23 protein-coding genes and 1 other RNA gene are annotated in these 23087 nt (G+C 74.8%); 14 read left to right on the forward strand and 10 right to left on the reverse strand.

Annotation, left to right across the window (positions count from 1 at the left end; all coding sequences use genetic code 11):
• Positions 1-53: 53 nt before the first annotated feature.
• Genes ACFV4N_RS01395 through ACFV4N_RS01405 form a run of 3 tightly spaced genes read right to left on the reverse strand, consistent with a single transcriptional unit; the run spans position 54 to position 6894 of the window.
• Entirely contained in the window at positions 54-4250 is a 4197-nt protein-coding gene (locus ACFV4N_RS01395) for an SbcC/MukB-like Walker B domain-containing protein (RefSeq protein ID WP_499670504.1), read from the reverse strand.
• Positions 4247-5416: a TIGR02678 family protein gene (locus ACFV4N_RS01400; protein WP_499670505.1), complete on the reverse strand. Its 1170-nt coding sequence runs from the start codon at positions 5414-5416 to the stop codon at positions 4247-4249. The genes ACFV4N_RS01395 and ACFV4N_RS01400 overlap by 4 nt, the downstream gene beginning before the upstream one ends.
• On the reverse strand, positions 5416-6894 hold the full coding sequence (locus ACFV4N_RS01405; RefSeq protein WP_499670506.1) for a DUF2397 domain-containing protein: 1479 nt from the start codon (positions 6892-6894) through the stop codon (positions 5416-5418). The genes ACFV4N_RS01400 and ACFV4N_RS01405 overlap by 1 nt, the downstream gene beginning before the upstream one ends.
• 52 nt (positions 6895-6946) lie before the next feature.
• Here ACFV4N_RS01405 and ACFV4N_RS01410 point away from each other — a divergent pair, with 52 nt between their 5' ends.
• Positions 6947-7915 carry a cobalamin biosynthesis protein gene (locus tag ACFV4N_RS01410; protein WP_499670507.1) on the forward strand — a complete coding sequence of 323 codons (969 nt, stop codon included), beginning with the start codon at positions 6947-6949 and terminating at the stop codon, positions 7913-7915.
• Here the strand turns inward: ACFV4N_RS01410 and ACFV4N_RS01415 are convergent.
• The 4 genes from ACFV4N_RS01415 to ACFV4N_RS01430 all read right to left on the reverse strand — a co-directional run bounded on the left by ACFV4N_RS01415 (position 7857) and on the right by ACFV4N_RS01430 (position 10721).
• Positions 7857-8651 carry an SURF1 family cytochrome oxidase biogenesis protein gene (locus ACFV4N_RS01415; RefSeq protein ID WP_499670508.1) on the reverse strand — a complete coding sequence of 265 codons (795 nt, stop codon included), beginning with the start codon at positions 8649-8651 and terminating at the stop codon, positions 7857-7859. The two genes, ACFV4N_RS01410 and ACFV4N_RS01415, sit on opposite strands and share 59 nt — an antisense overlap.
• A gap of 16 nt (positions 8652-8667) precedes the next feature.
• Positions 8668-9231 (reverse strand): DUF1349 domain-containing protein, encoded by a 564-nt coding sequence (locus tag ACFV4N_RS01420; RefSeq protein ID WP_499670509.1) that lies wholly within the window; start codon positions 9229-9231, stop codon positions 8668-8670.
• Positions 9232-9238: 7 nt separating this feature from the next.
• The gene (locus tag ACFV4N_RS01425) at positions 9239-10069 is read right to left on the reverse strand and encodes a fructosamine kinase family protein (RefSeq protein WP_499670510.1); all 831 of its coding nucleotides are present in this window, start codon (positions 10067-10069) and stop codon (positions 9239-9241) included.
• Positions 10070-10265: 196 nt separating this feature from the next.
• The gene (locus tag ACFV4N_RS01430) at positions 10266-10721 is read right to left on the reverse strand and encodes a low molecular weight protein-tyrosine-phosphatase (RefSeq protein ID WP_499670551.1); all 456 of its coding nucleotides are present in this window, start codon (positions 10719-10721) and stop codon (positions 10266-10268) included.
• An 89-nt stretch (positions 10722-10810) separates the two neighbouring features.
• Here ACFV4N_RS01430 and ACFV4N_RS01435 point away from each other — a divergent pair, with 89 nt between their 5' ends.
• The 7 genes from ACFV4N_RS01435 (at position 10811) to ACFV4N_RS01465 (ending at position 16678) form a co-directional block, all read left to right on the forward strand.
• Entirely contained in the window at positions 10811-11278 is a 468-nt protein-coding gene (locus ACFV4N_RS01435; RefSeq protein WP_499670511.1) for a hypothetical protein, read from the forward strand.
• Positions 11279-11433: 155 nt separating this feature from the next.
• The gene (locus ACFV4N_RS01440) at positions 11434-11556 is read left to right on the forward strand and encodes a hypothetical protein (protein ID WP_499670512.1); all 123 of its coding nucleotides are present in this window, start codon (positions 11434-11436) and stop codon (positions 11554-11556) included.
• 54 nt (positions 11557-11610) lie between these two features.
• The gene (locus ACFV4N_RS01445; protein WP_499670513.1) at positions 11611-12597 is read left to right on the forward strand and encodes a polyprenyl synthetase family protein; all 987 of its coding nucleotides are present in this window, start codon (positions 11611-11613) and stop codon (positions 12595-12597) included.
• Between the two features lie 10 nt (positions 12598-12607).
• Positions 12608-13651, forward strand: a complete 1044-nt coding sequence (cobC, locus tag ACFV4N_RS01450) for an Rv2231c family histidinol phosphate aminotransferase CobC (RefSeq protein WP_499670514.1) — start codon at positions 12608-12610, stop codon at positions 13649-13651.
• The gene (locus tag ACFV4N_RS01455) at positions 13648-14793 is read left to right on the forward strand and encodes a Nif3-like dinuclear metal center hexameric protein (RefSeq protein WP_499670515.1); all 1146 of its coding nucleotides are present in this window, start codon (positions 13648-13650) and stop codon (positions 14791-14793) included. The genes cobC and ACFV4N_RS01455 overlap by 4 nt, the downstream gene beginning before the upstream one ends.
• Positions 14790-15527, forward strand: a complete 738-nt coding sequence (locus ACFV4N_RS01460; protein WP_499670516.1) for a zinc ribbon domain-containing protein — start codon at positions 14790-14792, stop codon at positions 15525-15527. The genes ACFV4N_RS01455 and ACFV4N_RS01460 overlap by 4 nt, the downstream gene beginning before the upstream one ends.
• Positions 15524-16678 (forward strand): bifunctional RNase H/acid phosphatase, encoded by a 1155-nt coding sequence (locus ACFV4N_RS01465; RefSeq protein WP_499670517.1) that lies wholly within the window; start codon positions 15524-15526, stop codon positions 16676-16678. Before ACFV4N_RS01460 ends, ACFV4N_RS01465 begins: the two co-directional genes overlap by 4 nt.
• Here ACFV4N_RS01465 and ACFV4N_RS01470 read toward each other — a convergent pair.
• The gene (locus tag ACFV4N_RS01470; protein WP_499670518.1) at positions 16675-17490 is read right to left on the reverse strand and encodes a helix-turn-helix domain-containing protein; all 816 of its coding nucleotides are present in this window, start codon (positions 17488-17490) and stop codon (positions 16675-16677) included. The two genes, ACFV4N_RS01465 and ACFV4N_RS01470, sit on opposite strands and share 4 nt — an antisense overlap.
• A 67-nt stretch (positions 17491-17557) precedes the next feature.
• On the opposite strand from ACFV4N_RS01470, the gene ACFV4N_RS01475 reads away from it, so the two are divergent.
• On the forward strand, positions 17558-17956 hold the full coding sequence (locus ACFV4N_RS01475; RefSeq protein WP_499670519.1) for a hypothetical protein: 399 nt from the start codon (positions 17558-17560) through the stop codon (positions 17954-17956).
• The gene (locus ACFV4N_RS01480; RefSeq protein ID WP_499670520.1) at positions 17914-18432 is read left to right on the forward strand and encodes a hypothetical protein; all 519 of its coding nucleotides are present in this window, start codon (positions 17914-17916) and stop codon (positions 18430-18432) included. Before ACFV4N_RS01475 ends, ACFV4N_RS01480 begins: the two co-directional genes overlap by 43 nt.
• Here ACFV4N_RS01480 and ACFV4N_RS01485 read toward each other — a convergent pair.
• Entirely contained in the window at positions 18429-18986 is a 558-nt protein-coding gene (locus ACFV4N_RS01485; protein WP_499670521.1) for an NAD(P)H-dependent oxidoreductase, read from the reverse strand. The two genes, ACFV4N_RS01480 and ACFV4N_RS01485, sit on opposite strands and share 4 nt — an antisense overlap.
• Positions 18987-19210: 224 nt before the next feature.
• Here ACFV4N_RS01485 and rnpB point away from each other — a divergent pair.
• Together rnpB and ACFV4N_RS01495 are read left to right on the forward strand one after the other, a co-directional pair.
• Positions 19211-19609, forward strand: an RNA gene (gene rnpB, locus ACFV4N_RS01490) — RNase P RNA component class A.
• Between the two features lie 200 nt (positions 19610-19809).
• Positions 19810-21501 (forward strand): DUF6345 domain-containing protein, encoded by a 1692-nt coding sequence (locus tag ACFV4N_RS01495; protein ID WP_499670522.1) that lies wholly within the window; start codon positions 19810-19812, stop codon positions 21499-21501.
• Between the two features lie 69 nt (positions 21502-21570).
• On the opposite strand, the gene ACFV4N_RS01500 is transcribed toward ACFV4N_RS01495, so the two are convergent.
• Positions 21571-21915 (reverse strand): ParB family protein, encoded by a 345-nt coding sequence (locus ACFV4N_RS01500; RefSeq protein ID WP_499670523.1) that lies wholly within the window; start codon positions 21913-21915, stop codon positions 21571-21573.
• Between the two features lie 383 nt (positions 21916-22298).
• Between ACFV4N_RS01500 and ACFV4N_RS01505 the strand changes: the two genes are divergently transcribed.
• Positions 22299-22574, forward strand: a complete 276-nt coding sequence (locus ACFV4N_RS01505) for a hypothetical protein (RefSeq protein WP_499670524.1) — start codon at positions 22299-22301, stop codon at positions 22572-22574.
• Positions 22575-22577: 3 nt separating this feature from the next.
• On the forward strand, positions 22578-23009 hold the full coding sequence (locus ACFV4N_RS01510) for a hypothetical protein (protein ID WP_499670525.1): 432 nt from the start codon (positions 22578-22580) through the stop codon (positions 23007-23009).
• Positions 23010-23087: the final 78 nt, after the last annotated feature.

Genomic DNA, 23087 nt, shown 5'->3' on the forward strand with positions numbered 1-23087 from the left:
GGGGCTCCCCGTGCTCCGGGTGCTCAGGGTTCGGGTGCTCAGCGTTCGGGTGCTCAGGGGTCGATGCGGTCGAGCGCGGCGCCGTCCCAGGTCGTCTGGATGCACGCGACACCGCGACCGTTGCGCGGGCGCAACACGTCGTAGATGTGCATGCGCGGGATCTTGTCGGACACGCCCCAACCACTCGGCCAGGTGATCACCCAGTCCATGTCCAGGTCCACCAGCAGGCCGAGCATGCGCGCGATCGTCGGGTCGTCCAGCCGCTCGAACGCCTCGTCCAGCAGCACCAGCCGCAACGGCGAGAAGTCACCGCTCACCGCGTCGTAGAACGAGGCCGCCGCCGCGAACAGCGTGACGTACGAGATCAGGCGCGTCTCACCCGACGACAGTTGCCGCAGCCGGCGTTCGCGCGGCCCGCCGTCCGGCCCGGTGTCGGCGACCGTCACGGTGAACTGGTGCCACGTCCGGTAGTCCAGGGCCCGCGCCAGCACCTCCGCGTAACTGCCGCTGTGGGTGTCGCGCTCCTGCTCGATCCGCTCGGTGAACACCTTCCGCAGCGTCGCGTCCTGCTCCGGGTCGCGCTCGGCGTAGGGCAGGCGGACCAGGCCCAGGGCGTCGCGGGTCTCCTCGTCCAGCGCCGCCGAGTGCTTCCACGCCAGCTTGACGTGCACGCCCTGGCTGGACTTGGCGCGGGCGAGGACCTCGTTCATCCGCTTGCACAGGTCCTCGGCCACCGCGATCTGGCTGCGCAGCCACTCGGCGAGGTCGCGGATCAGGTAGTCGGCGAAGATCCGCTGGTACTGGTCGTCCAGGAACCCCCTCTGCTCGCTCAGCTTCGCCGTCACCCGGCGCGCGGCGGTGGCGACCGGTCGGGCGCCCTCCTCACCGGTGACCATGACCGTCAGCAGCCCCGCGTGCTGGTCGGCGGCGATGTCGTGGCTGCCCGCCAACGACGTCTGCAACGCCTGGAGCTTGGCGATCACGGTCGCCTCGCTCGCGGCACGGCGGTCGGCCGCGACCAGCGCGGCGCGCACCGAGGTCACGTCCGCGGGCACGTCCGGCAGCGCGGCCGCCAGGATCCCGGGCGCCTGGACGGTGGCCCTGAAGTGCTCGGCGGCGCGGGTCGCGGCCTCGCGCGCGTCACCGAGCTGCTCGGCCGCGGTGTCGAGCTGGGCCGACAGCTTCGCGGCCTGCTCGCGGGCGGCGGTGACGTCTTCGCGCACCCGCTTGATCTCGGCGCGCATCTCCCGCCGCGAACGCTCCAAAGTGGACAGCTGATCCGCGATCTCGCGGGCCTCGCCGCCGATGGCGTCGGCCAACTCGGCCAGCGCCGACGCCTGCGTCGCGTAGTCCTGGCACCGCGACTCCGCCTCGGCCTCGGCCGCCACGCGATCCTCCACCGCCGCGTGGTACCGGTGCCCGGCGTCGGTGAGGTCCGCCACCGTGCCCCGGCACTGGCGCCCCAGCACGTCACCCAGCCGGTCCGCGGTGCGCTGCGCCTCGGCGGCCGCGGTGCGGGCTTCGCGGAGCCCTTCGGTCGTCGCGGGCAGCCCGGCGTCACCGGCCTGCCGGACCAGCGCCGCGCGCGCCGCCTCGTTGCGGGCCTCGGCCTCCGTCAACTCCGCCTGCAGCCGCTCCGCGCGTCGGGCGGCGCGGTCGGCGGACTCCTGGGCGCCCTGGAGGCGGCCGTGCCGGGCGACCAGGTCGCGGTCGGCGGGGAAGCGCTCCAGGTGGGCCTCCCACTGCTCGACCAGGCGGCGTGCGGAGGCCAGGTCCGACTCGGCCGTGCCCAGGTCCGCGCGCAGGGTCGCGAGCTCGTCCTCCAGCTCGGCGATCCGGCGCTGCCGCGCGGCTTCGCGGGCGCCCGCGCCGATGAACTCGGCCGCGTCCTTGTGCCACGTCCCGGTCAGCACGCCTGCCTGCCAGCGGCCGTCCGGGGTGACCGCGAACGGGCCGTGATCCAGGGAGACCGAGGCGAGCAGGTCGGCCACGGTCCGCGCGGGCACCGGGGAGTCCGGTCCCACTGCGGGGACCAGCACCGATGCCAGGGACGGGTGCGGTGCCGGCTCGCCTGCCACGGCGAACACGTCGCCGGACCCGACGAGCGTCCCGCCGACTGCGGCAAGTGCGTCACTGGCAGGGGCAAGCGTGTTGTCGGCCGCGGTGGTGGTGTACGGGGTCGTGGTGGGCGGGGTGTTGTGGGTTGGGGGCTCCGGGGTGGTTTCGGCGTCCGTTTCTCTCAACCGATGGTTGGTAACGGTGTTTCCGTACATCTTCGGGCCATCTTCACCCCATGGTGTGACCCAGGCGTCGAGGAGGCCCGAGGCTTCCAAGGCCGCTTCGAGGCCGGCCCGGTGCTCCGCCCCCACCGACGGGTGGAAGTCAACCAGGCGGTAGAACGGCGCGCCCGTCGAAGGATCGCGATCGGGTGAGGTGAACCTCGACCGCTCGGGCACCCGGGACGTGCCCGCGCGGAGGGCCGCCAGTTCACCGTCACGCGCGTTGATCAGCTCGGTCAGTTCCGACCGGCGCCGCGCCGTGGCGTGGGCGCGGTCCCTGGCCGCCGCCACCAGGGGGCTCACCCATTCGCGCGCCGCGGTGGTGAGGGCTCGGGCGGTGGTCGGGTCGGTCGTGGTGGGGAGGGTCAGGGGGGTCGGCGGCTGCGCGTCGGCGAGGGGGCCGGTGGTCCGCCACCCGTCCACCTCCGCCAGCCACGTCTGCGCGACCTCCGCGAGTTCCCGCGCCTCCTCGTCCCGCAGCGCCGCAGCCTCGGTCGCGGACCGCCGGGCGTCCTCCGCGGTCTGCCGCAGCGCGTCCAACCGGCGCTGGGCCTCGTCCAGCGCCGCCGCCTCCTCGGCCAGCGCCAGCGCGAGCGCGCCCCGCTGCCTGGCCGACGAGGCGATCTCCGCCGTGCGCGCCGCGGCGGGGGACAGGGGCAGGTCGGTCGCGGCGGGCGGCACGCGGCGTTCGATGGGCAGCGGTTCCGCTTCGGGGTCCGGCTTCGCCCGCACCGACTCGGTGCGCGTCCCGGCCTCGACGACGCCGACGCGCGGCACCTCGGGCAGCGGCAGCTCCAGGCCGGCCGTCCGCAGGTGGTGGCGCAGCGGCTCCACCAGTTCCTCCGCCGCGCCCAGGTCCTCGGACAGGCGCCGCAGGAGGCGGAGCACGCCGTCGACCGCCCCGTCCTCCTGGGACCGCTGCCTGGCCGCCACCTCCAAGGCGGCGACGGCGGACGACCGCTTCTCCGCGACCAGCTTCTCGCGCGTCCGGAGGTCCTGGAGGTCCCGGAACGCGGGCAGCTCCTTCAGCGCGCCGATGGTCTCCTCGGCCTGCTGCTCCGACGCCTCCAGCGACGTCAGCGAGTGCTCGGCCGCCGCCCGCGCGGAGAGGGTCTCCTCCAGCGACGCGGACAGCCGGGCCGACCCGCGTTCGAGCTTGCGGACGTTCTCCTCGGCCGCGCCGAGCTTGTCCGAGGCGGTCTTCAGGCCGCCGGACGCGTAGTCCGAGTAGGTCTTGAGGAACGTGCCGAGCGCGGCGTCCGCCGTGGTCAGGCGGGTGATGTTCTCGCGGATGGACTCCAGGTCGTCGAACGACGTGGCGAGCTGCTCGACCATGGCCTGGTCCAGCGGCGGCAGGGCGTCGGACAGGATCTGCTCCAGCTGGCCCTCCAGCACCTTCAGCCCGACGTCCGGGTTGCGGAGGGTGCGCTGGAGGTGCAGGAGGTCGCCGTAACGGGCGGCGGGCACGCCGTAGACCTGCTCGGCGACCTTCGCCCGGAACGCGGCCTCCTCCAGCACGCAGTCCGCGCCGATCAGCTCGCGCAGCTGCGCCGGGCCGAGCGGGGTGCGGTCGAACGTCAGCGAGAGGTCGTGGCCGACGCGGGCGGGGGTGACGAAGCGCCACGAGTCGGTGATGGCCTGCGACGTCTTGGACGCCTTCACGCCGAGGCCGCAGGTCAGGAACTCGCCGGAGTCGCGGGTCAGCTCGACCCACGCGTACCCGATGCGGTTGGGTCCGCCGTCGTAGTCGTCGAGCATCAGGCGTCGCAGGGACACCGTGTCGAAGCCCTTGGAGCCGACCTGCCGCAGGTCGCCGTCCAGGCACAGCGGCAGCAGCAGCTCCAGGGTGCGCGACTTGCCGGAGCCGTTGGTGCCCTGGAAGATCGCGCGCCCGCCGGAGAAGTCGAACACCTGCTCGGTGTACTGCCAGATGTTGACGATGCCGCCCCTGTGCAGCCGCCACCTGTTCACGCGGTCTCCTCATCGAACAGCGACCAGCTCGGCTCGGCCGGGACGGCCACCGGTCGTTCCACTTCGCGTTCCGGGTCGCCGTCGGGCACGGGGACCCAGCGGTGCGCGACCGGGTTGAGCAGCCAGCCGTCGTCGGAACGGGCGGCCAGGCCGGTGCGCCGCAGCAGCTCCAGCACCTCCTCGACCAGCCGGTCGAGGTCGTCGGTGAACTGCCGGGACCAGGCGGTCGGGTAGTCCTCGACCAGCCGCGCGCACACCGCCCGCAGGTCGGCCGCCGCCACCGGGTGCCGCCCGTCCGGGCGCGGCGGGGCCTCCAGCAGGTCCGGCAGGGCCAGCAGGGCGATCCGGGCGACCGTGGAGGTGCCCGGGAAGTACAGGTCGGTGAGGTAGTCCTCGGGGTCGGCGGCCAGCACGCCCTCCGCGCGGCGCTCGGTGCGCAGCCCGAAGCACGTCTCCAGCAGCGCGGACTCCTTGCGCTGGTTGCGCCGCAGCCACTCGGCCTGCTCGGGCGGCAGGTCCGCGTAGAGCACGACGGGGTTCTCCACGAGCTTGCGCCGCACCGCGTGCTCGACGCCGCGCGGTCCGGGCCGGGCCGCCAGCTCGACCAGCCGCTCGGGGGACGTGGCCTCGGCGACCGGGCCGGTGAGCAGCTGCCCCAGCAGGTCGGTGTCGACGGTGATCAGGGCCTCGGTCTGCACGTCGACCGTGCCCTCGGTCTCGTGCAGCACGCCCAGCGACACCAGGTGCCGCAGCGCGGCGGTCAGGGCCCGCCGGTCGGCCACGTCGTCGACGACCTCGACACCGGCCTCGGCGGCGGCGGCGCGGATGTCGGCGACCAGCCGCGACAGCAGCGCCTGCCGGCCGACGCCGGTGAGCACCGCGAGGGTGAGCGCCAGGTACGCGTAGCCGCGCGGCGACATGCCGGGCACGCCGCGCGAGTCGTCGTCCACCGGCCCGGACTTGTAGAGCCGGGCGAACCGCCGCTCGACCACCAGCCGGTAGCCGAGCAGCCGCGCGAACAGGTCCTGGAGGGTGACGCGGTGGCGGTAGGTCAAGGCGACCAGTTCGCCGTCCGGCCCGTCGGCGCGCAGCAGCGGACGCCGCAGCAGGGTGCGGGCGCAGCGCACGGCGTTGGCCGCGTCGATCTCGGAGAGGCCGTCGAACATCAGTCGAGCACCAGCGTGGAGTCGTGCAGGGTGAGGGTGCCCGCCGCGGACCTGATCCGGGTGACCTGCCCGGCGGCGGGTGAGACGGTGACGCGCAGCCCGCGCACGGGGTCGGTGGCGGAGCCCGCGTCGGCGGCGGTGTCGCGCTGCGCCATGGCCAGCGTGAGCAGCTCGCACAGCACGCCGAGCGCTTCGCCGGACAGCGTCGTCGTGGCCAGGGCGGGCGCCGCCGCGGCCAGTTCGGCGACGGACGCGGCCCGCCGCTCGTCGGCGTCGCGCGCCTCGGCCAGCAGCGACTGCTCGGTCATCGGGTCGTCGAGGATGCGGGAGGCGCGGCCGCGGCCGCTGCGGTCGGCGCGCGACCGCACGCTCACCGGCACGTCCACCACGGGCCCGTCGCGCCACGGCGTGCGCTCGTCGTCGCGGTCGTGCTCCGGCTCGGGCGAGACGTGCCGGGCCGAGTGCAGGCCGAACGCCGCCGCGTACAGCCGGTGCCCCCGGGACGCGTCGCCCTGGTCGAACCACGCGGCCAGCTTGAGCAGCTCGGCGCGCCTGCCGGGCAGCAGCCCGCCGCCCGAGGTGGCCCGCTTCACGCTGGCCAGCAGCGACCCGATGGCCCGCGCGGTGGCCTCGCGCAGCGCCGTCACCTGGCTCGGCCGGCCCGGCCGGTCGACGAACCAGTCGGTCAGCTCCTGCCAGTCCTCCGCCGACCGGCCGCGCGCCCGCTCGACCCGTTCGCCCAGGTCGGCGCGGCCCAGCAGGCGCAGCAGCTCGTCGCGGGCCGCGTTCAGCCCGGCCAGCGCGGCGGCGATGGCGGGGGTGTGCCGCAGCACGTCCTCCACGACCATCTGGATGTACTCGACGAGCAGGTTGCGGAACCCGGAGATCTCCTCCGGCGCCAGGTGGTGGCGGGTCACGACCTGCCCGAGGTAGGCGTAGAAGTCGCGCACGGTGGCGGCCAGCTCGGCGTGCTGGAGGAACAGCGTGGTGACCTGCTCGGCCAGCGCCTCCCGGGACCGCCGCGCCTCGCCGACCAGGGCCTCGGACAGGGTGCGCCCGAGCTGGCCGAGGCCGCGTTCCACGGCGGGCAGCAGCTCCCGCGACACCTCGCGCGCGCCCTCGGGCACGCGCAGCAGCTCGTCGACGTCGCGCTGCACCCGCACGGCGAGCTTGCCGACCTGGTAGCGCACGCTGCCGTGCTGGAACTCGGCGATGCTGGAGGCCACCACCTCGCGCCTGCCCTGCACCAGGTTGCCCCACTCGACCAGCTGCTTGAGCCGCTTGATGACGTTCTCGATCTGCGACTCGCCGGGCTCGACCCGGCCCTCGCGCTCGGCGCCGGCCAGGGCGCCCGCGACCTCGCCCGCGGACAGGTCGGCCAGCAGCGTGGACGTGAACAGCCGCATGATCGCCAGGTACGTGCGCTGGTGGTCGCGCGCATCCAGGTACGCGTAGAGCTTCAGGCGGGCTGGTTCCACGCCTGCCCACCCTAGTGCCGGGCACCGACGGGCCCGGGGATACCGTGCCCCTGTGAGTCTGGGGCGGGCTGTGGGGCTGGTGTTGGGGGTGGCCGCGGACGCCGTGCTCGGCGACCCGAAGAGGTACCACCCGGTGGCGGGGTTCGGGCGCGCCGCGTCGGCGCTGGAGCGCCGGCTGTACCGCGACCACCGGGCGGCCGGGGTCGCGCACGTGGTCGCGCTGGTCGGCGGCACCGTGCTGGCCGGTGTCGCGGTCGAGCGGCTGGCCGGGCGGGACCAGGCGGTGCGGGCGCTGACCACGGCGGCGGCCACGTGGGTCGTGCTGGGCGGCGCGTCGCTGGCCGACGAGGGCACCGCGATGGGCCGCGAGCTGGACGGCGGCGACCTGGCGGCGGCCCGCGACCGGCTGCCCGGCCTGTGCGGGCGCGACCCGTCGAAGCTGGACACGATGGGCCTGGCCAAGGCCACCGTGGAGTCCGTGGCGGAGAACACCTCCGACGCCGTGGTCGCCCCGCTGTTCTGGGGCGCGGTCGCGGGCGTGCCCGGCCTGCTCGGCTACCGGGCGGTGAACACGCTCGACGCGATGGTCGGCCACCGCAGCCCGCGCTACCGCCGGTTCGGCTGGGCCGCCGCGCGCCTGGACGACGTGGCGAACCTGGTGCCGTCGCGGCTGGCGGCGCTGCTCACCGCGCTGGGCGCGCCGGTCGTCGGCGGGTCGGCGGGCGAGGCGTGGCGGACGTGGCGGCGGGACGCGGCGGCGCACCCGAGCCCGAACGCCGGGCAGGTGGAGGCGGCGTTCGCGGGCGCGCTGGAGATCCGGCTGGGCGGCCGCACGGTGTACGCGCACGGCGCGGAGGACCGGCCGGTGCTCGGGCACGGCCGCAACCCGGACGCGGGCCACGTGACGCGGGCGGTGGAGCTGTCGCGGGTGGTCGGCGCGTCGGCGGCGGCCGCGACCGCGCTCATCGCGCTGGTGCGGCCTCGTCTTCGGCGAGCATCTCGGCGACGGACTTCCGCCTGACGCGCGGCCCCTCGTGCAGCGCGCCGCCGGGTCGGACCTCGCGGACGGTGAAGTACAGCCAGCCGGCCAGGGCCATCGCGCCGAACGCGATCCACTGGAGCGCGTAGGAGAAGAACGGGCCCGCGTCCAGCTTGGGCAGCGGCAGCGCGCCCTCCACGCCCGGCTGGTCCTCGGTGAGCTGGAAGTAGCCCGGCCGGATGTCCAGGCCGGCCGCCCGGCCCACCACGGCCGGGTTGATCGCGTACACCTGGCGGTGGCCGTCCTCGGTGAACGCGTCCCGGTCGTCCGACTCGCCCGCGCGGGTCCACGCGACCAGCGTCACCTCGCCGGTCGGCACGGGCTTCAGCTCCGGCACCCGGATGCCGTTGACCGGCCGCACGTAGCCGCGGTCGACCAGCACGACCGGGCCGCTCGCCAGCTCGAACGGGGTCAGCACCTCGAACGCGGCCTCGCCCTGCACGGTCCGCAGCCGCGCCACCGCCTGCGCCTCGGGCAGGTAGCGGCCGGTGAGCGTGACGCGGCGCCACTCGAAGTCGGTGTTGGGCCGGTCCAGCAGCCCGTCGACGGGCACCGGGTCGGTGCGCACGGCCGTGGTCACGGCGCTGTTCTGCGCGTCCCGCTCGGTGTCGCGGTCGAACTGCCAGGGCGCGAGCAGCGCGAAGCAGGCGCCCGCGAACACCCACACCGTCAACGTCAGCGCGAGCCAGCCGGGACGCAACAGGAACCTCAACCGCACGCCACCACGGTAAGCCCTACGCCGATGTGACCTGAATCCGGTCGAACCGGACAGTGAAACCGCCCCCGGTCGGCGCCGCCGCCATCACCCCGACCAGCGCGGGCACGTCGGGCGGGAAGTACGCCAGGCGCAGCAGGTTGACCGGCTCCTCGTCGCCGAGGCCGTAGCGGAGGGTCACCGCGTCGCCCTCGCGCGCCGCGGAGATCGTCATCCGGTCGGCGCGGGCCACACCCACCACCGACCAGTCGGAGAACTCCCTGGTCACGACGGTGCTGATCTGGAACTCGCCGTCCACCAGCTCGGCGCCCGCCTTGATCCAGGTGCGGTCGTCCACGCGGAGCGCGATGCCCGCCTGGTCGTACTGGGCGGCGTAGTCGGCGGTGAACGACGCGGTGAAGGAGGCGTCGCCGATCACCGGGACGCCCAGCAGGTGCCCGGAGTCGCGGTCGTACCCGTAGTGGGTGGTGCGCCAGAAGTCGGTGTCCGGGTCCGCGGTGACGGTCAGCCCGGCGTCGGCGGACCAGGAGCGGGGCTCGTTGATCCAGCGCCAGCCCTCGTGGCCGAAGAGTCGCATCCCCATCGGACCATCATGTCAGCGCACGGGCCGCGGCCAACGCCTGTTGGGCGTAACCCCGGCCGAACAGCACGGCGTGCACCAGGACGGGGAACAGCTGGTGCAGGGGGATGCGCTCGCGCCAGCCGTCGGCCAGCGGCGCGGTCTCGTGGTAGGCGGCGAGGACGCGGTCGAGGTGGGGGCAGCCGAACAGGGCGAGCATGGCCAGGTCGCCCTCCCGGTGGCCGCCGTGGGCGGCGGGGTCGATCAGCCACGCGCGGCCGTCGGCGGCCCAGTGCACGTTGCCGTTCCACAGGTCGCCGTGGAGGCGGGCGGGCGGCTCGTCTGGCGCCTCGACGGGGACCCGTTCGACGCGGCGGGCCTCGTCGGGGGTGAGGGCTCCCCGGTCGACGGCGAGGCGGGCGTAGTGGGCGATGCGGTCCTCGCGGAACCAGTCGGCCCAGGTGTCGCGCGGGGTGTTGGGCATGGGGGCGAGGCCGATGGCGGCGTCCCGCGGGCCGCCGGGCGGTGGCGCGCCGAACGCGGGGGCGCCGGTGGCGTGCAGGCGGGCGAGGGCGCGGCCGAACTCCTCGGCGGCGGCCGGGGACGGGCGGCCGGGTTCCACCTGGTCGATCACGAGCCACCGGTCGTCGTGGCCGCGCACGCCGGGCACGGGCGGGCCCTCCGGTTCGGCGAGCCAGTCGAGGGAGGCGGCTTCGGCGAGGACGGCGTTCGGGCGGTCGTGCCGCTTGACCACGACCAGGTCGCCGTCGGCCAGGTCGACCTCCCAGACGGCGGGGCCGAGCTGCCGGACCTCGATGGTGTCGTGGCCGGTCAGCTCGGCGGCGGCGCGGGCGGGGTTCACGGGTGCCCTCCGGTCGTTCGCGGGCCGGTTGTCCACAGGCCGGCTCGACGCGGCCCGGATCGTCGTCCGGGGCCGGCAGAATGAGAACAGGGGTCCCCTGGCCGGGGACCTCCGCGAAGCGCTCCCGGTCGCCGGGTACGCCCGCGAAGCGCTCCCGGTCGCCGGGCACGCCCGCGAAGCCCTCCCGGGACCGGCGTCACAACCGCTCGCGCGCCCACGCCAGCAGCCCCGGCACGGCCGCCTCCACCATCGTGATCACCCGGTCGAACCCGGCCTCGTCGCCGTAGTACGGGTCCGGCACGTCCTCCCCGTCCGCGTCCGGGTCGAACGACCGCAGCAGCCGCACCTTCGACGGGTCGGGCACCATCCGCCGCAGGGCGCGGGCGTGCCCCGAGTCCAGCGCCACCAGCAGGTCGGCGTCCAGGTGGTCGTCCGCGACCTGCGCCGCGGTGTGCCCCGTCGGATAGCCGTGGTCCGCCAGCGACTTCGCCGCGCGCGGGTCGGCCGGGTCGCCCACGTGCCAGCCGCCGGTGCCCGCGCTGGTCACCTCGACGAGGTCACCCAGGCCCGCTCGCCGCAGGTGCTCCCGGAATATGATCGCGGCCACGGGGGAACGGCAGATGTTGCCGGTGCAGATGAAGGTCACGTGCAAGCCCACGGCAGCGCAGTCTGCCAGGTCGCGGCGTTCCGAGGACGCCGAGCGCGTCGAACCGGTCGGCCGGCGCTCGTGGGGAGTTTCTGATGTCCGGGGTCGTGGTCGGTGTCGTCGTGCTGCTCGCGGTCGGGGCGGTGGTGGGCTTGGCGCTGCGGCGCCGGTCGTGGCCGGAGACGCCCGCGTTCGCCCGGCCCCGCCCGGTGACCTCGCCCGGCGGGCTGGCGCCCGACCCGAACGCCGGATTCTTCACCGATCGCGGTTTGCTCTTCCGGAAAAGGCTTTTCTTCGTCGGCACCGGGTGCCCGCCGAGCCTGGTCACCGATTTTCCGTCACTGGACGTGTCGCAACGGGAACAGCCCGTGCGCATTGCCAGGCACGGCATTAGGTCGTGGTGGTGGTTCGAGGGCGAGTTCTACCGCGAGGCGGCCGCCCTGCAGGCCGACGACGTGCGCACGTGGGTCCGGGAGCGGCAGCGGCGACAGCGGCTCAGGCAGGACCGGGCCCGGTTCCTGTCGGCTGCCGAGGAAAGTCTGCGAAAGCGCGAGAACGGGTAACGAACGGGCGTCCAATTCCGACGACAATGCGTGTGGAATGTCGGGGAAGGAACGCGTATGTGCCACAAGTGTGTCGTGCGCCGCACTCGTCCGCTCAATGCCGGGCGGCCCGTCCGCCCGGGGTCGCCCGGCCGGCCGCGGAAGGCGGGTGACCGGTGAACGAGTCGACGCTGTGCCGGTTGACCGGGTGCGAGGTGCCCTCGCTCGCGCACCTGGTGCTGAGCGCGGCGGTCGTGCTGTTCGCCATGTTCGCCTCGGTGCTCTCCGCGGTGGGGTGACCGGACCGCGGTGATCTCAGCGGGCTCTCAGCCGGGCCGCGCGACGATCACCGCGTGTCCACCGTGAAACCCATGCCGACCATGCCCGCCCTGGCCGCGGCGCTGCCGCTGGTCGAGGACGAGGTGCGGAGGCTGGCGACGTCGTCGTCGGTGCCGGCCGTCAACGCCCACGCCGGCCGCATCACCGCCGCGGGCGGCAAGCGCTTGCGCCCGGTCCTGGTGCTGGCGGGCGCCCTGGCCGTGGCCGGGACCGTGCCCGACAAGGCGATCACCGCCGCCGCGTGCGTGGAGCTGCTGCACGCGGGCTCGCTCGTGCACGACGACCTCATGGACGGCGCCACCGAGCGGCGCGGCGTGCGCACGGTCAACGCGGCCTGGGGCGCCGGGCCCGCCGTGCTCGTCGGGGACTTCATGCTGGCCCGCGCGAGCCAGGTCGCGCTCGACCGGATCTCCCCCTACGCCGCGAGCAGGCTCGCCGAGGCCGTCGCCGCCCTGGTCGAGGGCCAGGCGCTGGAGGTGCTCGACCTCTACGACGCCCACCGCTCGCCGGACGACGCGCTGCGCTCGATCGAGCGCAAGACCGGGGCGCTGTTCGAGGTGGGTTGCGTGCTGGCCGCGCACTGCGCCGGCGCCGACGAGGACACCGCCGCCGCCCTGGGCCGCTACGGCGCGCTGTTCGGGGTGCAGTTCCAGGTCCTCGACGACCTGCTGGACCTGGCGTCCACGTCCCGGCGGCTGGGCAAGCCAGCCGGCAACGACGTCCGCCAGGGCGTCTACACCCTCCCGTTGCTGCGCGCCCTCGACGCCGACCGGCGCCGGCTGCTGGCGGAGCGCGGCCGCGAGCTGACCGACGACGAGCTGGCCGGGCTGCTCGCCGGGCTGCGGCGGACCAGCATGGTCGCGGACACCCTCGCGCACTGCACGTCGCTGGCCGCCCGCGCGGTGCGGGCGCTGCCCGACCTGCCCCACGGGGAAGCGCTCGGCGTGCTGCGCGAGCTGCCGGGGGCCTACCTCGACTGGGCGGCCTCGCAGATCGCCTAGACTCCCGGCGATGACCAGCCAGGATCCCGGCCGGGCGCTGCTGCGCCACCACGGGGACGTCGACGCCGAGCCCGGACTCGCGGACTTCGCGGTGAACGTGCGGGTGCCCGCGCCGCCGCGGTGGCTGCGCGACCGGCTGGCCGCCACCCTGGACGCCCTCGGCTCCTACCCGGGCGCCGCCGCCGACCTGCGGGCCCGCGAGGCCGTCGCGGCGCGGCACGGCCGGTCGCCGGACGAGGTGCTGGTGCTCAACGGCGCCGCCGAGGGCTTCGCCCTGCTGCCGGACCTGCGCCCGTCCCTGGCCGCCGTGGTGCACCCGTCGTTCACCGAGCCCGAGGTGGCGCTGCGCGACGCGGGCGTGCCCGTGCGGAGGGTGCAGCTGCGGCCCGAGGACGACTACCGGCTGCGGCCCGAGCTGGTGCCCGACGAGGCCGACCTGGTGGTGCTGGGCAACCCGACCAACCCGACGTCCGTGCTGCACCCGGCCGAGGCGGTCGCGGCGCTGGCCAGGCCCGGCCGGGTGCTGGTGGTGGACGAGGCGTTCGCCGACGCGATCCCCGGCGAGCCCGAGTCGCTGGCCGGCCGCGGCGACCTGGGCGGGCTGCTGGTGCTGCGCAGCCTGACCAAGACGTGGGGGCTGGCCGGGCTGCGCGCCGGCTACTTCCTGGGCGCGCCGGAGCTGCTGGCGCGGCTGGCGCTGACCCGGCCCCAGTGGCCGGTGGGCAGCCTGGTGCTGGAGGCCGTGGCGGCGTGCTGCTCGCCGGAGGCCGTGGCCGAGGCCGAGGCGCTGGCGTGGGAGGCGCGCGAGCACACGTCGCTGGCCGTGGCGCGGCTGGGCGACCTGGTGGTCGTGCCGCCGGCCGCGCCGTTCGCGCTGCTGCGCGTGCCCGACGGGCCGCGGGTGCGGCGGGCGTTGCGGGACAAGGGGGTGGCGGTGCGGCGCGGCGACACGTTCCCCGGCCTGACGGCCGACCACCTGCGCGTCGCGGTGCGCGCGCCGGAGCAGTTCGCGGTGCTGGTGGACGCGCTGCGCGTGGTGCTGGAGGAAGCGTGACGACGACGCTCGGTGACGTGCTGGCCGCGCTGGAGGCGGCCTACCCGCCGGCGACCGCCGAGTCGTGGGACGCGGTCGGCCTGGTCTGCGGCGACCGCGCCGAACCCGTGACGAGGGCGCTGTTCTGCGTCGACCCCGTCGAGTCCACAGTGGACGAGGCGCTGGAGGTCGGCGCGCAACTGCTGGTCGCCCACCACCCGCTGATGCTGCGCGGGGTCAACGGCGTGCCCGCCGACGACCCCAAGGGCGCCCTGGTGCACCGGCTGATCCGCGCGGGCGTGGCGCTCTACACCGCGCACACCAACGCCGACGCCGCCAACCCCGGCGTGTCCGACGCGCTGGCCCACGCCCTGGGCCTGCGGGTGACCGGTCCGCTGTCGCCCGCGCCCGCCCGGCAGCTGGACGTGCTGGCCACCTACGCGCCGGTGGAGCACGCCCAGCGGGTCCTGGACGCCCTGCACGCCGCCGGCGCGGGCGCCCTCGGCGACTACCGCGACGCCGCGTGGACCGTCGACGGCACCGGCCAGTTCCGGCCGCTGCCCGGCGCGAACCCCGCCGACGGCGCGGTCGGCGAGCTGCGGCGGCTGCCCGAGACGCGCGTCGAGGTGGTGCTGGAGCGCCGTCGCCGCGCCGAGGTCGTGCGCGCGCTGCGCGCCGCCCACCCGTACGAGGAAGTCGCGTTCAACCTCAACGAGATCGCCGAGCTGCCGTCCGACACGGGCATCGGCCGGGTGGGCGAGCTGCCCGCCGCCGAGCCGCTGCGCGCGTTCGCCCGGCGCGTCGCCGACGCCCTGCCCGCCACCGCGTGGGGCGTGCGCGCCGCCGGCGACCCCGACCGGCCCGTGCGGCGGGTCGCGGTGTGCGGCGGCGCGGGCGACGGCTACCTGTCCGCCGCGACGCGGGCGGGCGTGGACGCCTACGTGACCGCGGACCTGCGCCACCACCCGGCGGGCGAGCACCTGGCCGCCGGCGGGCCCGCGCTCGTCGACGTGGCGCACTGGGCCAGCGAGTGGCCGTGGTGCGGGCAGGCGGCCGAAGTCGTGCGCTCCGCCCTCGGCGGTACGGTCGAAGTCGTCGTCTCGACCCGCCGGACCGACCCGTGGACCGTCGGCGCGACGAGCCGAACAGGAGGAGCCCAGTGAAAGCCGATCCCGCCGTGCAGCGCCGGTTGCTCGACCTCGCCCGGGTCGACACCGAGTTGGCGCGTGTCACCCACCGCCGCCGCACGCTGCCCGAGCTGGCGGAGATCGCCGAGGCCGAGAAGGTGCTCAGGGCCAAGCAGGACGCGTTGACCACGGTCGAGACCAACCTCGGCGACCTCACCCGCGAGGTCAAGCGGCAGGAGACCGAGATCGACCAGGTCCGGGCCCGCGAGGACCGCGACCGCAAGCTGCTCCAGGGCGGCACGGTCGGCGCCAAGCAGCTCACCGACCTGGAGCACGAGCTGGCCACCCTCGGCCGCCGGCGCGGCGCCCTGGAGGACGACCTGCTGGAGCTGATGGAGCGCCGCGAGGCCGTCGAGGCGAACGTCCAGCACGCCCGCGTCGAGCTGGACAAGGCCCAGGAGGCGCTGTCGGACGCGGCCCGCCGCCGCGACTCCGCGCTGGCCGACCTGGAGTCCACCGAGGCCAAGCGCACCGCCGAGCGCACGACGCTGTCCGGCCAGTTCCCCGAACCGCTGCTGGCCCTCTACGACCGGGTGCGCCTGCACAAGGGCACCGGGGCCGCGCTGCTCCAGTCCCGCCGCTGCGGCGCGTGCCGGATCGAGCTGGACCGCAGCGCGCTGGCCAACGTCAAGGACTCGCCGGCGGACGAGGTCGTGCAGTGCGAGGAGTGCGGCGCGATCATGGTCCGCACCTCGGAATCCGGTCTGTGACGGGTGCGGTGAAGGTCTTCGTCGAGGCGGACGGCGGGTCGCGCGGCAACCCCGGGCCCGCCGGCTACGGCGCCGTGGTGCTGTCCGCGACCGGCGAGGTGCTGGCGGAGCGGGCCGAGGGCATCGGCGTGGCCACCAACAACGTCGCCGAGTACCAGGGCCTGATCGCGGGGCTGCGGGCGGCGACCGAGGTGGGCGCCGCCGAGGTGGTCGTGCGGATGGACTCCAAGCTCGTGGTCGAGCAGATGTCCGGGCGCTGGAAGGTCAAGCACCCGGCGATGCAGCCGCTGTTCGCGACCGCGCGCGAGCTGGCGCGGGCGTTCGCGCGGGTCAGCTACGAGTGGGTGCCGCGCGAGCGCAACAAGCGCGCCGACCGGCTCGCCAACCAGGCCATGGACGACCAGGCCGGCGTGGAGCGGCGACCCGAGCCCCAGCAGCCCGAGACCGGGCAGTTGGAGCCGGGGAAGGCCGGACCGGGGCGGGGCGAGGCCGGGGGGACGGGGCAGGCGCCGCCGTCGTCGTGGACCGGCGCGGTGGGCGAGCCGACCCGCCTGCACCTGCTGCGGCACGGGCAGACCGAGCTGTCGGTGGCCCGCCGCTACTCCGGGCGCGGCAACCCGCCGCTGACCGAGGTCGGGCGCGGGCAGGCCGAGGCCGCCGCCCGCAGGCTGGGCAAGCTCGCCGGCGTCGCCGCCGTGGTGGCCTCGCCGCTCGCCCGCGCGCAGGAGACCGCGCGCGCCGTCGCCGCCGCCACCGGCGCCGAGCTGACCACCCACGAGGGCCTGGTCGAGACCGACTTCGGCGCGTGGGAGGGCCTGACCTTCGCCGAGGCCGCCCGGCGCGACCCCGACGTGCACCGGCGGTGGCTGTCCGACCCGACCGTGCCCGCGCCGGGCGGGGAGAGCTTCGACGAGGTGCTGCGGCGCGTGCGGCGGGTCAAGACCGACCTCATCGCCCGCTACGGCGGCGCGGACGTCGTCGTGGTCAGCCACGTCACGCCGATCAAGCAGCTGCTGCGGACCGCGCTGGACGTCGGCCCGTCACTGCTGTTCCGGCTGCACCTGGACCTCGCGTCGCTGTCGGTGGTCGAGTTCTACCCCGACGGGCACGCCTCGGTGCGGCTGGTCAACGACACGTCCCACCTGGCCTAGGGGGCGCCGGCGCCGGACGCCTCCGCCGGCGTCCGCCCGGCCTCCGTCCGCGCGTACAGCACCGACCGCCCGGCCCGCCGCCGCTCCACCAGCCCCGCGTCCCGCAGCACCCGCAGGTGCCGCCCCACCGACCCGAGCCCCTGGCCGGTCAGGGCGACCAGCTGCGTCGTGCTCAGGGGCGTCCCGAGCAGGACCAGCAGCCCGGCCCGCGCGGCGACCTCCCGCGGCGGGTGCCCGGTCCGGTTGACCCGGAAGCGGCTCCCGCCGAGCCACCGGGTCCCCGGCTTCAGCGAGTCCAGGACCGCCGCCCAACCGCCCCGGCCCACGTGCGCGGTCCGCGCGGCCACGTCCGCCTCCAGGACGCGCCGCCGGTGCTCCCAGTGCGGCCGCACGGCCCGCTCCCGGACGTGGGTCAGCAGCGCGGTCGCCCGCTCGGGCAGGTCGTCCCGGTCCAGGACGGCGGGCAGCGGGCCGCGCAGGGACGCGCGCAGGTCGGCCCGCGCCCGCTCCGCCCCCGTCGCCCGCACCCGGGCCGCGGTCCGCTCGAAGCCCTCGCCCTCGCCCGGGGTGGGGCAGAAGAAGTCGGCGATCCAGGACGGGCCGATCGCCGCCCGCACGAGCGGCCCGGCCACCGGGTCGGCCGCGAGGTGCGCGCGGTAGGCGGGCAGGTGCGCGCGCAGCCAGGCGTCCTCGCCGGGGTGGGCGCCGACGCCCGCGTCGAGCAGCCTCAGGCTCGCGAAGACCTCGGCGAACCGCGAGACCACGAACCGGCCCCGGGCCAGGGTGTCGGTGTCGATCCGCCACAAGCCCATGCCCACGACCTTTCGCGCGTCGGCGAAACAGTCAACACGGCCCGGACGGCTGGGGAGGATCCGGCCCATGCGCAGCTACCGCTCCCTGTTCCGCACCCCGGAGTTCACGCCGTTCCTGCTGTCCTCCGCCGCTTCCGCCGCGGCCGGCACGATCGGCGCCCTGGCCCTGGCCACGCTGGTCTTCCGGGCCACCGGGTCGCCGCTGCTGTCGGCGGTGAGCATGTTCGGCCCGCAGTTGGCGCAGCTGCTGGGGGGAGCGTTCCTGCTGTCGGCCGCCGACCGGCTGCCCCCGCGGGCGATCCTGTCCGGCCTCGCCCTCGCCTTCGCGCTCGGCACGGCGGTGCTCGCGCTGCCGGGCCTGCCGGTCCGGGGGTCTTCGCCGTCCTGCTCGCGCAGGGCCTGGCGGCGTCGTCGGGCGGCGGGGTGCGCGGCGGCCTGCTGTGGTCCTCGCGCCCCCGCCGCCTGACGTACCTGGCCCTGTGGGTCCCCAACGGCCTGGTGGTCGGCGGCGACTCGCTCTACGTCCCCTACGCCCCCGGAGCCGCGGGCGCGATGTACGCGTTCGGGGCGCTGGGCATGTTCCTGGGCGACCTGGCGGTGGGGCGCCTCGTGCCGCCCGCGGCCGTCGCCATCGCCTCCGTCGGCTTCGCCGCGAGCCTCGCGCTCCAGGAACGCCTGATGTCGCTCACCCCCGACGACCTCACCGGCCAGGCCCTCGGCCTGTACACCACCGGCATGGCCGCGTGCCAGGGGATCGGCGCGCTCCTCGCGGGCACGCCGGCCCAGCTGACCTCCCCGGCCGCGGCCATCACGCTGATGGCGGCCGGGTCGATCACCGCGACCCTGGTCCTCGTGGCCCTGGGCAGGCGCGCGGGACGACAGCCGGTCCCGCGCCCGGACACCCGGCCGGAACCCGCGGGCACCGCCCCGTCCGAGCCCTAACCCGCCGCGCGCAGGCGCGGGCGCGCACGCCGGAACCGGGCCTCCGCGACGGCGTGCGCGAACCGGTCCACCGCATCGCGCACCGCCGCGTCGGCTTTCGGCTCGATCACGTCGCCGGTGATGTCGCCGTCGAGGACGAATTCGCCGCGCAGCACGTTGTCCGCGCCTTTGCCGGCGAGCAGCGGGTTGAGCGCGTAGTCCATGGCCACGAGGAAGCCCTGGTTGCCGCCGGTGGCCAGCGGCAGGACCGCGCGACCGCGCAGCGCGCGTTTCGGCAGCAGGTCCAGCAGCGCTTTCACCAGGCCGCTGTAGGCGGCCCGGTAGACCGGGCTGGCGACCACGATGCCGTCGGCGCGCAGCACGGCGGCGACCGCGTCGCCGATGTCCGGGTCCCGCAGGTCCTCCGTGAGCAGGGACAACGTCGGGAGTTCGCGGACGTGCAGGGTGCGGACGTCGTGCTCGGACCCGCGCAGCAGCTCCTCGACGCGGGCGACGAGGATGCCGGTGCGGGACACGGGCGAGGGACTGCCGGAAATCACCAGAACAGAGGACATGGATTCCTGACACCTTTCGGTGTGAAAAGGCTCGGTGTGCGAGGTAAATGCGTCAGCGACAACAGATCGCGGCGGCGGTGCGACCGAAGTCGACGTGGCGACGTCGAGTCAGTCCTCCCATTCCCGGCATGTTCCGAGTAGAGCAGCAATTCCACATCCCGACAAGCTTCGGGCGACCTGGTTCCACAGCCTGGGAGCGGGCCGACTACGCTGGTGGGAGCGGATGAGTCGGCAGGGCGGCCGCGTCGACGGATTCACCTCCGTCGCCGAGGAAAGTCCGGACTCCACAGGGCAGGGTGGTTGTCAACGGCAACCAGGGGCGACCCTCGGGACAGTGCCACAGAGAACAGACCGCCCCGGTGCGAGCCGGGGTAAGGGTGAAACGGTGGTGTAAGAGACCACCAGCGCCCCCGGTGACGGGGGCGGCTAGGTAAACCCCACCCGGAGCAAGGCCAAGAGGGTGCCCCCGGGCACCTGCGCAGGCGTTCGAGGACGGCCCGTCCGATGCCTGCGGGTAGGCCGCAAGAGCCTGTCGGCGACGGCAGGCCGAGATGGATGGCCGCCGAACGGGAGCGCCGCGAGGCCCCCGGGAACAGAATCCGGCTTACATGCCGGCTCATCCGCCCCACCCACGGCCCCGAGCCCGGCTCCGGGATCGGCTCACCACCGGCGACGGGCACACCGGTCCGCCTGTAGATCCCTCCCCTCCCGGCCGCGTTACAGAAGTGACGCCGTTCGAGTGATCTTGCGTATCAGCACCGCCGAGCCCTCCTCCTCCCGGCGACCCGCGGGCCCTGCCCCGCGGCGCAGAAGGAGGAAACGCATGTCCACCACCAGACGTCAGGGGGCAACGGTGCTCGCCCTGACCGGGCTGCTGGGCGCGGCGGCGCTCACCGGCGCCACCGGCGCCGGCGCGGCCCCGGCGGACGAGTTACCCGTCTACGCGGTCCGCTCCGAGGGGATCACCGACGAGCAGGTCGCCGCCCTCCAGAGGGCGTTCGGCCTGAAGTCGGTCGAGCGCACCGCCGAGGGCGTCGTCACGTTCACCGACGAGGAGCGCCACCTGCGCGTGCCCTCGATCGACCAGGGCGCGGGCCAGCCCGACGAGAGCGGCCAGGCCACCACTCGGACCGCGTTCGACGTCGCGGCGATCCGCGCGCTCAGGGCCGTGCCACCGCAGGACGCGACCAAGCGCGTCACCGAGACCCTGCGCGGCATCGGCCTGCTGCCGGCCGAGGCGACCCCCACCGCCTCGCACTCCACCCTCGACATCGTCGACGGCAACGGCGCCACCGTGGCGAGCGCGCCGCTGGACACCACGGTGACGTTCGACTTCAGGCTCGGCGGCGTGCCGCTGGAGGGACCGGGCTCGAAGGTCCGGGTCTCGCTGGACGGCACGGGCGCGGTCACCCAGCTCACCTACGCCGCCCGCCAGGTCGTCCAGGTGGGCCTCAAGCCCGTCCTCGACCTGGACCTGGGCTACCAGAAGTGCGTCGAGGTGCTGGGCGGCGTGCCGCTCGGCGCGGTCCAGTACGCCTACTCCTCCGGTCCGCTGGGCTCGGGGCAGACGCACCTGGAGCCGTACTTCCGCTGCCAGGGCGTGGACCCGGGCGAGAACGCCCCGGTGTTCTTCCTGCCCGCCGTGGTGGGCTCGTCGCTGCCCGAACCCGACCCCGCCGTGCCACCGCGCCGCTCCACGACCGCCAGTTCCGCGACCGGCAACCCGGCGACCGCCAATTCCACGACCGCCAGTTCCGCGACCGGCGACGTGGGCGCCGACTCGATCTCCCTCGTCGACGTCGGCAGCGAGGGCACCGGCACCTGCCAGGGCCTGTACGGCGTGCCCAACAACATCACCGGCTTCAACAACCGGTTCACCTCGGCCGTCATCCCGGTGCAGTTCAGCTGGACCGGCCCGAACGCGTGGGAGCAGGACTTCAAGGACCCGGCGTTCGCCGGCGGCCAGGACCACCTCTACACCGACGACGTCGACATGACCTTCTACCACGGCAACGGCGGCCCGTTCGGCCTGTCGTTCTCCCGGTGCAGCTCGGTCAACGACGCGACCCTGCGCAACACCGAAGCCCGCTGGGGCAACCGGGACTCCGAGTGGATGAGCCTCTACACGCCGAGCCTGCTCGCGACCACGGCGAGCGGCCAGGCGTGGTGGCAGCGGTGGGGCAGGGCGTTCCGCGGCCTGCACCAGATCAACGGCTTCGAGACCACCATCGTGCAGCCGGGCGCGTTCGTGTCGCCGGCCGGCTCGTTCGGCGGGCGCTACGCGAACTACCTGCTGCGGTCGTCGCTGCGCCCGGTGCAGCGGCCGATGCGGGTGCGGGACGCGTGGGCGCAGGCGTCGATCGACACGCAGCCGTCGTACGTGCGGTGGGCGACCATGGGCGCGATGAGCGGCGGCAACCTCGCCAACTTCAACGACTACTTCTGGGGTCGTGGCGCGGTCGGCTCGGACATCACGTCGCCCACCGGCTACTGGAAGATCTCCGGTCCCAGCTGACCACCGCGTGACGGGCGCGCCGCGACCCGTGGGGTCCCTTCCGGCTACTGGGGGTCGGAAGGGGCCCTTTCACGTGCGCCGGGACGGCCGGCCCGGCTGCATCCGGATCACCGGGCGGAACGCCTCGCCGCCGTTGTAGCGCTCCTCCAGCTCGGCCACGTAGGCGGCCACGGCCGGGTTGACGATGTCGGCGAGGCTGCGCACCCCGGCCGACGCCTCGTACGCCGCGAGGTAGGTCGCCGCGGCCCGGGCCCGTTCGAGCACCTCCTGGTCGAAGTTGACCGTCCGCTGCACCCGCCGCCCCGCGGGACGCTCCGGGCCGGTAACCTGATCAACACCCGAGACGGCCACCGCGACCGTGATCTCGTTCACCCCGGCGGCTGGTTCGGGCGCGGCTTCCGGCGGCTGGGCCATCTGCGGCCTCCTCGGCGTCGTCACTCGTGTGGGTGCGGACCGTTCGGATCTAACACTGGGCCGAATGGTGCACTCGGTGTTGGCAGGCGGATGGGGGGCAGCGGATCTTGCATACTGTCCGTGACCAGGAAGTTCGCAGTCGAGTGAACTGTCCCAGCAATCGGGAGAATCCGGACTCCCCAGTTCTCCACCGGCTTCCCCGGACCCATCATGTCTGTGGCTAGATTAGACGTAATCGACAGTCAGGGGAATGGTTGTTGATCTACGCACAGCTAACGGACCGATACACCTCGTGACGAAGACGTGTTCTACTCGATAGCGCACACCCGGCCGGACACCCCTCGGTCCGACCGGCGAAGTCCTGCGTACTCAGGAGTACTGCAATGACGGCCATGACCCTGGTAACACTCGCGCAGCAACAGCCCGCCCTGGGCACAGGCGGGGTGCGCCAGTGGATCCTCGACAACCTGCTGCCCCTGCTCCTGCTCACGGTCGCCGTGCTCCTGCTGTGGCTGGGCGGTGGCAAGGGCGACAACGCCGGGGTCATGCGCCGCCTGGGCGGGGTGATCATCGCGCTGGCGATCGTCGGACTGGCCGTGACCACGGACGCGGGCGCCAACATCGGCTCGTGGATCGCCGGCCTGTTCACCGGCGGGTGACCCTTGCGGGTACGCACTGACGACGAGGTCTACCGGGTCGACGCCGTCTGGCTCGGGCCGCCCAGGGCAACGTTCCCCTGGCGTGCGCGCTACGTCGCGTGGGGCGTCGGCATCGTGGTCTTCCTGCTGGTCACCGCGGTCCAGCGGCAGATCGGGTTCGGGTTCGACTTCATCAACACCGGCTGGGGCTTCGTGATCACGATCGCCCTGACCCGCTTCATCTGCGCGCGGATCAGCCACGAGCGCCCCCTGTCGTCGGTGATGACGATGTGGGTGCGCGAGCTGACCTCGCCGCGCGAGACGACCTCCGGCCGCGGCGGCGCCGCCAGCGCCGCCCGGATCCGGGTCAGCCAGCACCGCCCGCGCAAGCGCGTGAAGCGGAAGGGCCCAGACCGCCGTCAGAAGGAGGTGCGCGGTGTTCGGACGCCGGCGTGACCGCAACCGACGCTCCGCTGCGCACGTCGCCCAGCACGCAGCCGCCGCCCGCGACGACCGCAAGGTCTACAGCAAGCG

It is taken from the genome of Actinosynnema sp. NPDC059797, from assembly GCF_042732085.1.
In the GTDB taxonomy this organism is placed as follows: Bacteria; Actinomycetota; Actinomycetes; order Mycobacteriales; family Pseudonocardiaceae; genus Actinosynnema.

Bases quoted from the DNA above. Each gene is read 5' to 3' on its own strand.
- ACFV4N_RS01400 (WP_499670505.1), bottom strand. From the start codon at position 5,416: ATGTTCGACGGCCTCTCCGAGATCGACGCGGCCAACGCCGTGCGCTGC.
- ACFV4N_RS01420 (WP_499670509.1), bottom strand. From the start codon at position 9,231: ATGGGGATGCGACTCTTCGGCCACGAGGGCTGGCGCTGGATCAACGAG.
- ACFV4N_RS01435 (WP_499670511.1), top strand. From the start codon at position 10,811: ATGTCCGGGGTCGTGGTCGGTGTCGTCGTGCTGCTCGCGGTCGGGGCG.
- cobC (WP_499670514.1), top strand. From the start codon at position 12,608: ATGACCAGCCAGGATCCCGGCCGGGCGCTGCTGCGCCACCACGGGGAC.
- ACFV4N_RS01470 (WP_499670518.1), bottom strand. From the start codon at position 17,490: ATGGGCTTGTGGCGGATCGACACCGACACCCTGGCCCGGGGCCGGTTC.
- ACFV4N_RS01475 (WP_499670519.1), top strand. From the start codon at position 17,558: ATGCGCAGCTACCGCTCCCTGTTCCGCACCCCGGAGTTCACGCCGTTC.
- ACFV4N_RS01485 (WP_499670521.1), bottom strand. From the start codon at position 18,986: ATGTCCTCTGTTCTGGTGATTTCCGGCAGTCCCTCGCCCGTGTCCCGC.
- ACFV4N_RS01495 (WP_499670522.1), top strand. From the start codon at position 19,810: ATGTCCACCACCAGACGTCAGGGGGCAACGGTGCTCGCCCTGACCGGG.
- ACFV4N_RS01500 (WP_499670523.1), bottom strand. From the start codon at position 21,915: ATGGCCCAGCCGCCGGAAGCCGCGCCCGAACCAGCCGCCGGGGTGAAC.
- ACFV4N_RS01505 (WP_499670524.1), top strand. From the start codon at position 22,299: ATGACGGCCATGACCCTGGTAACACTCGCGCAGCAACAGCCCGCCCTG.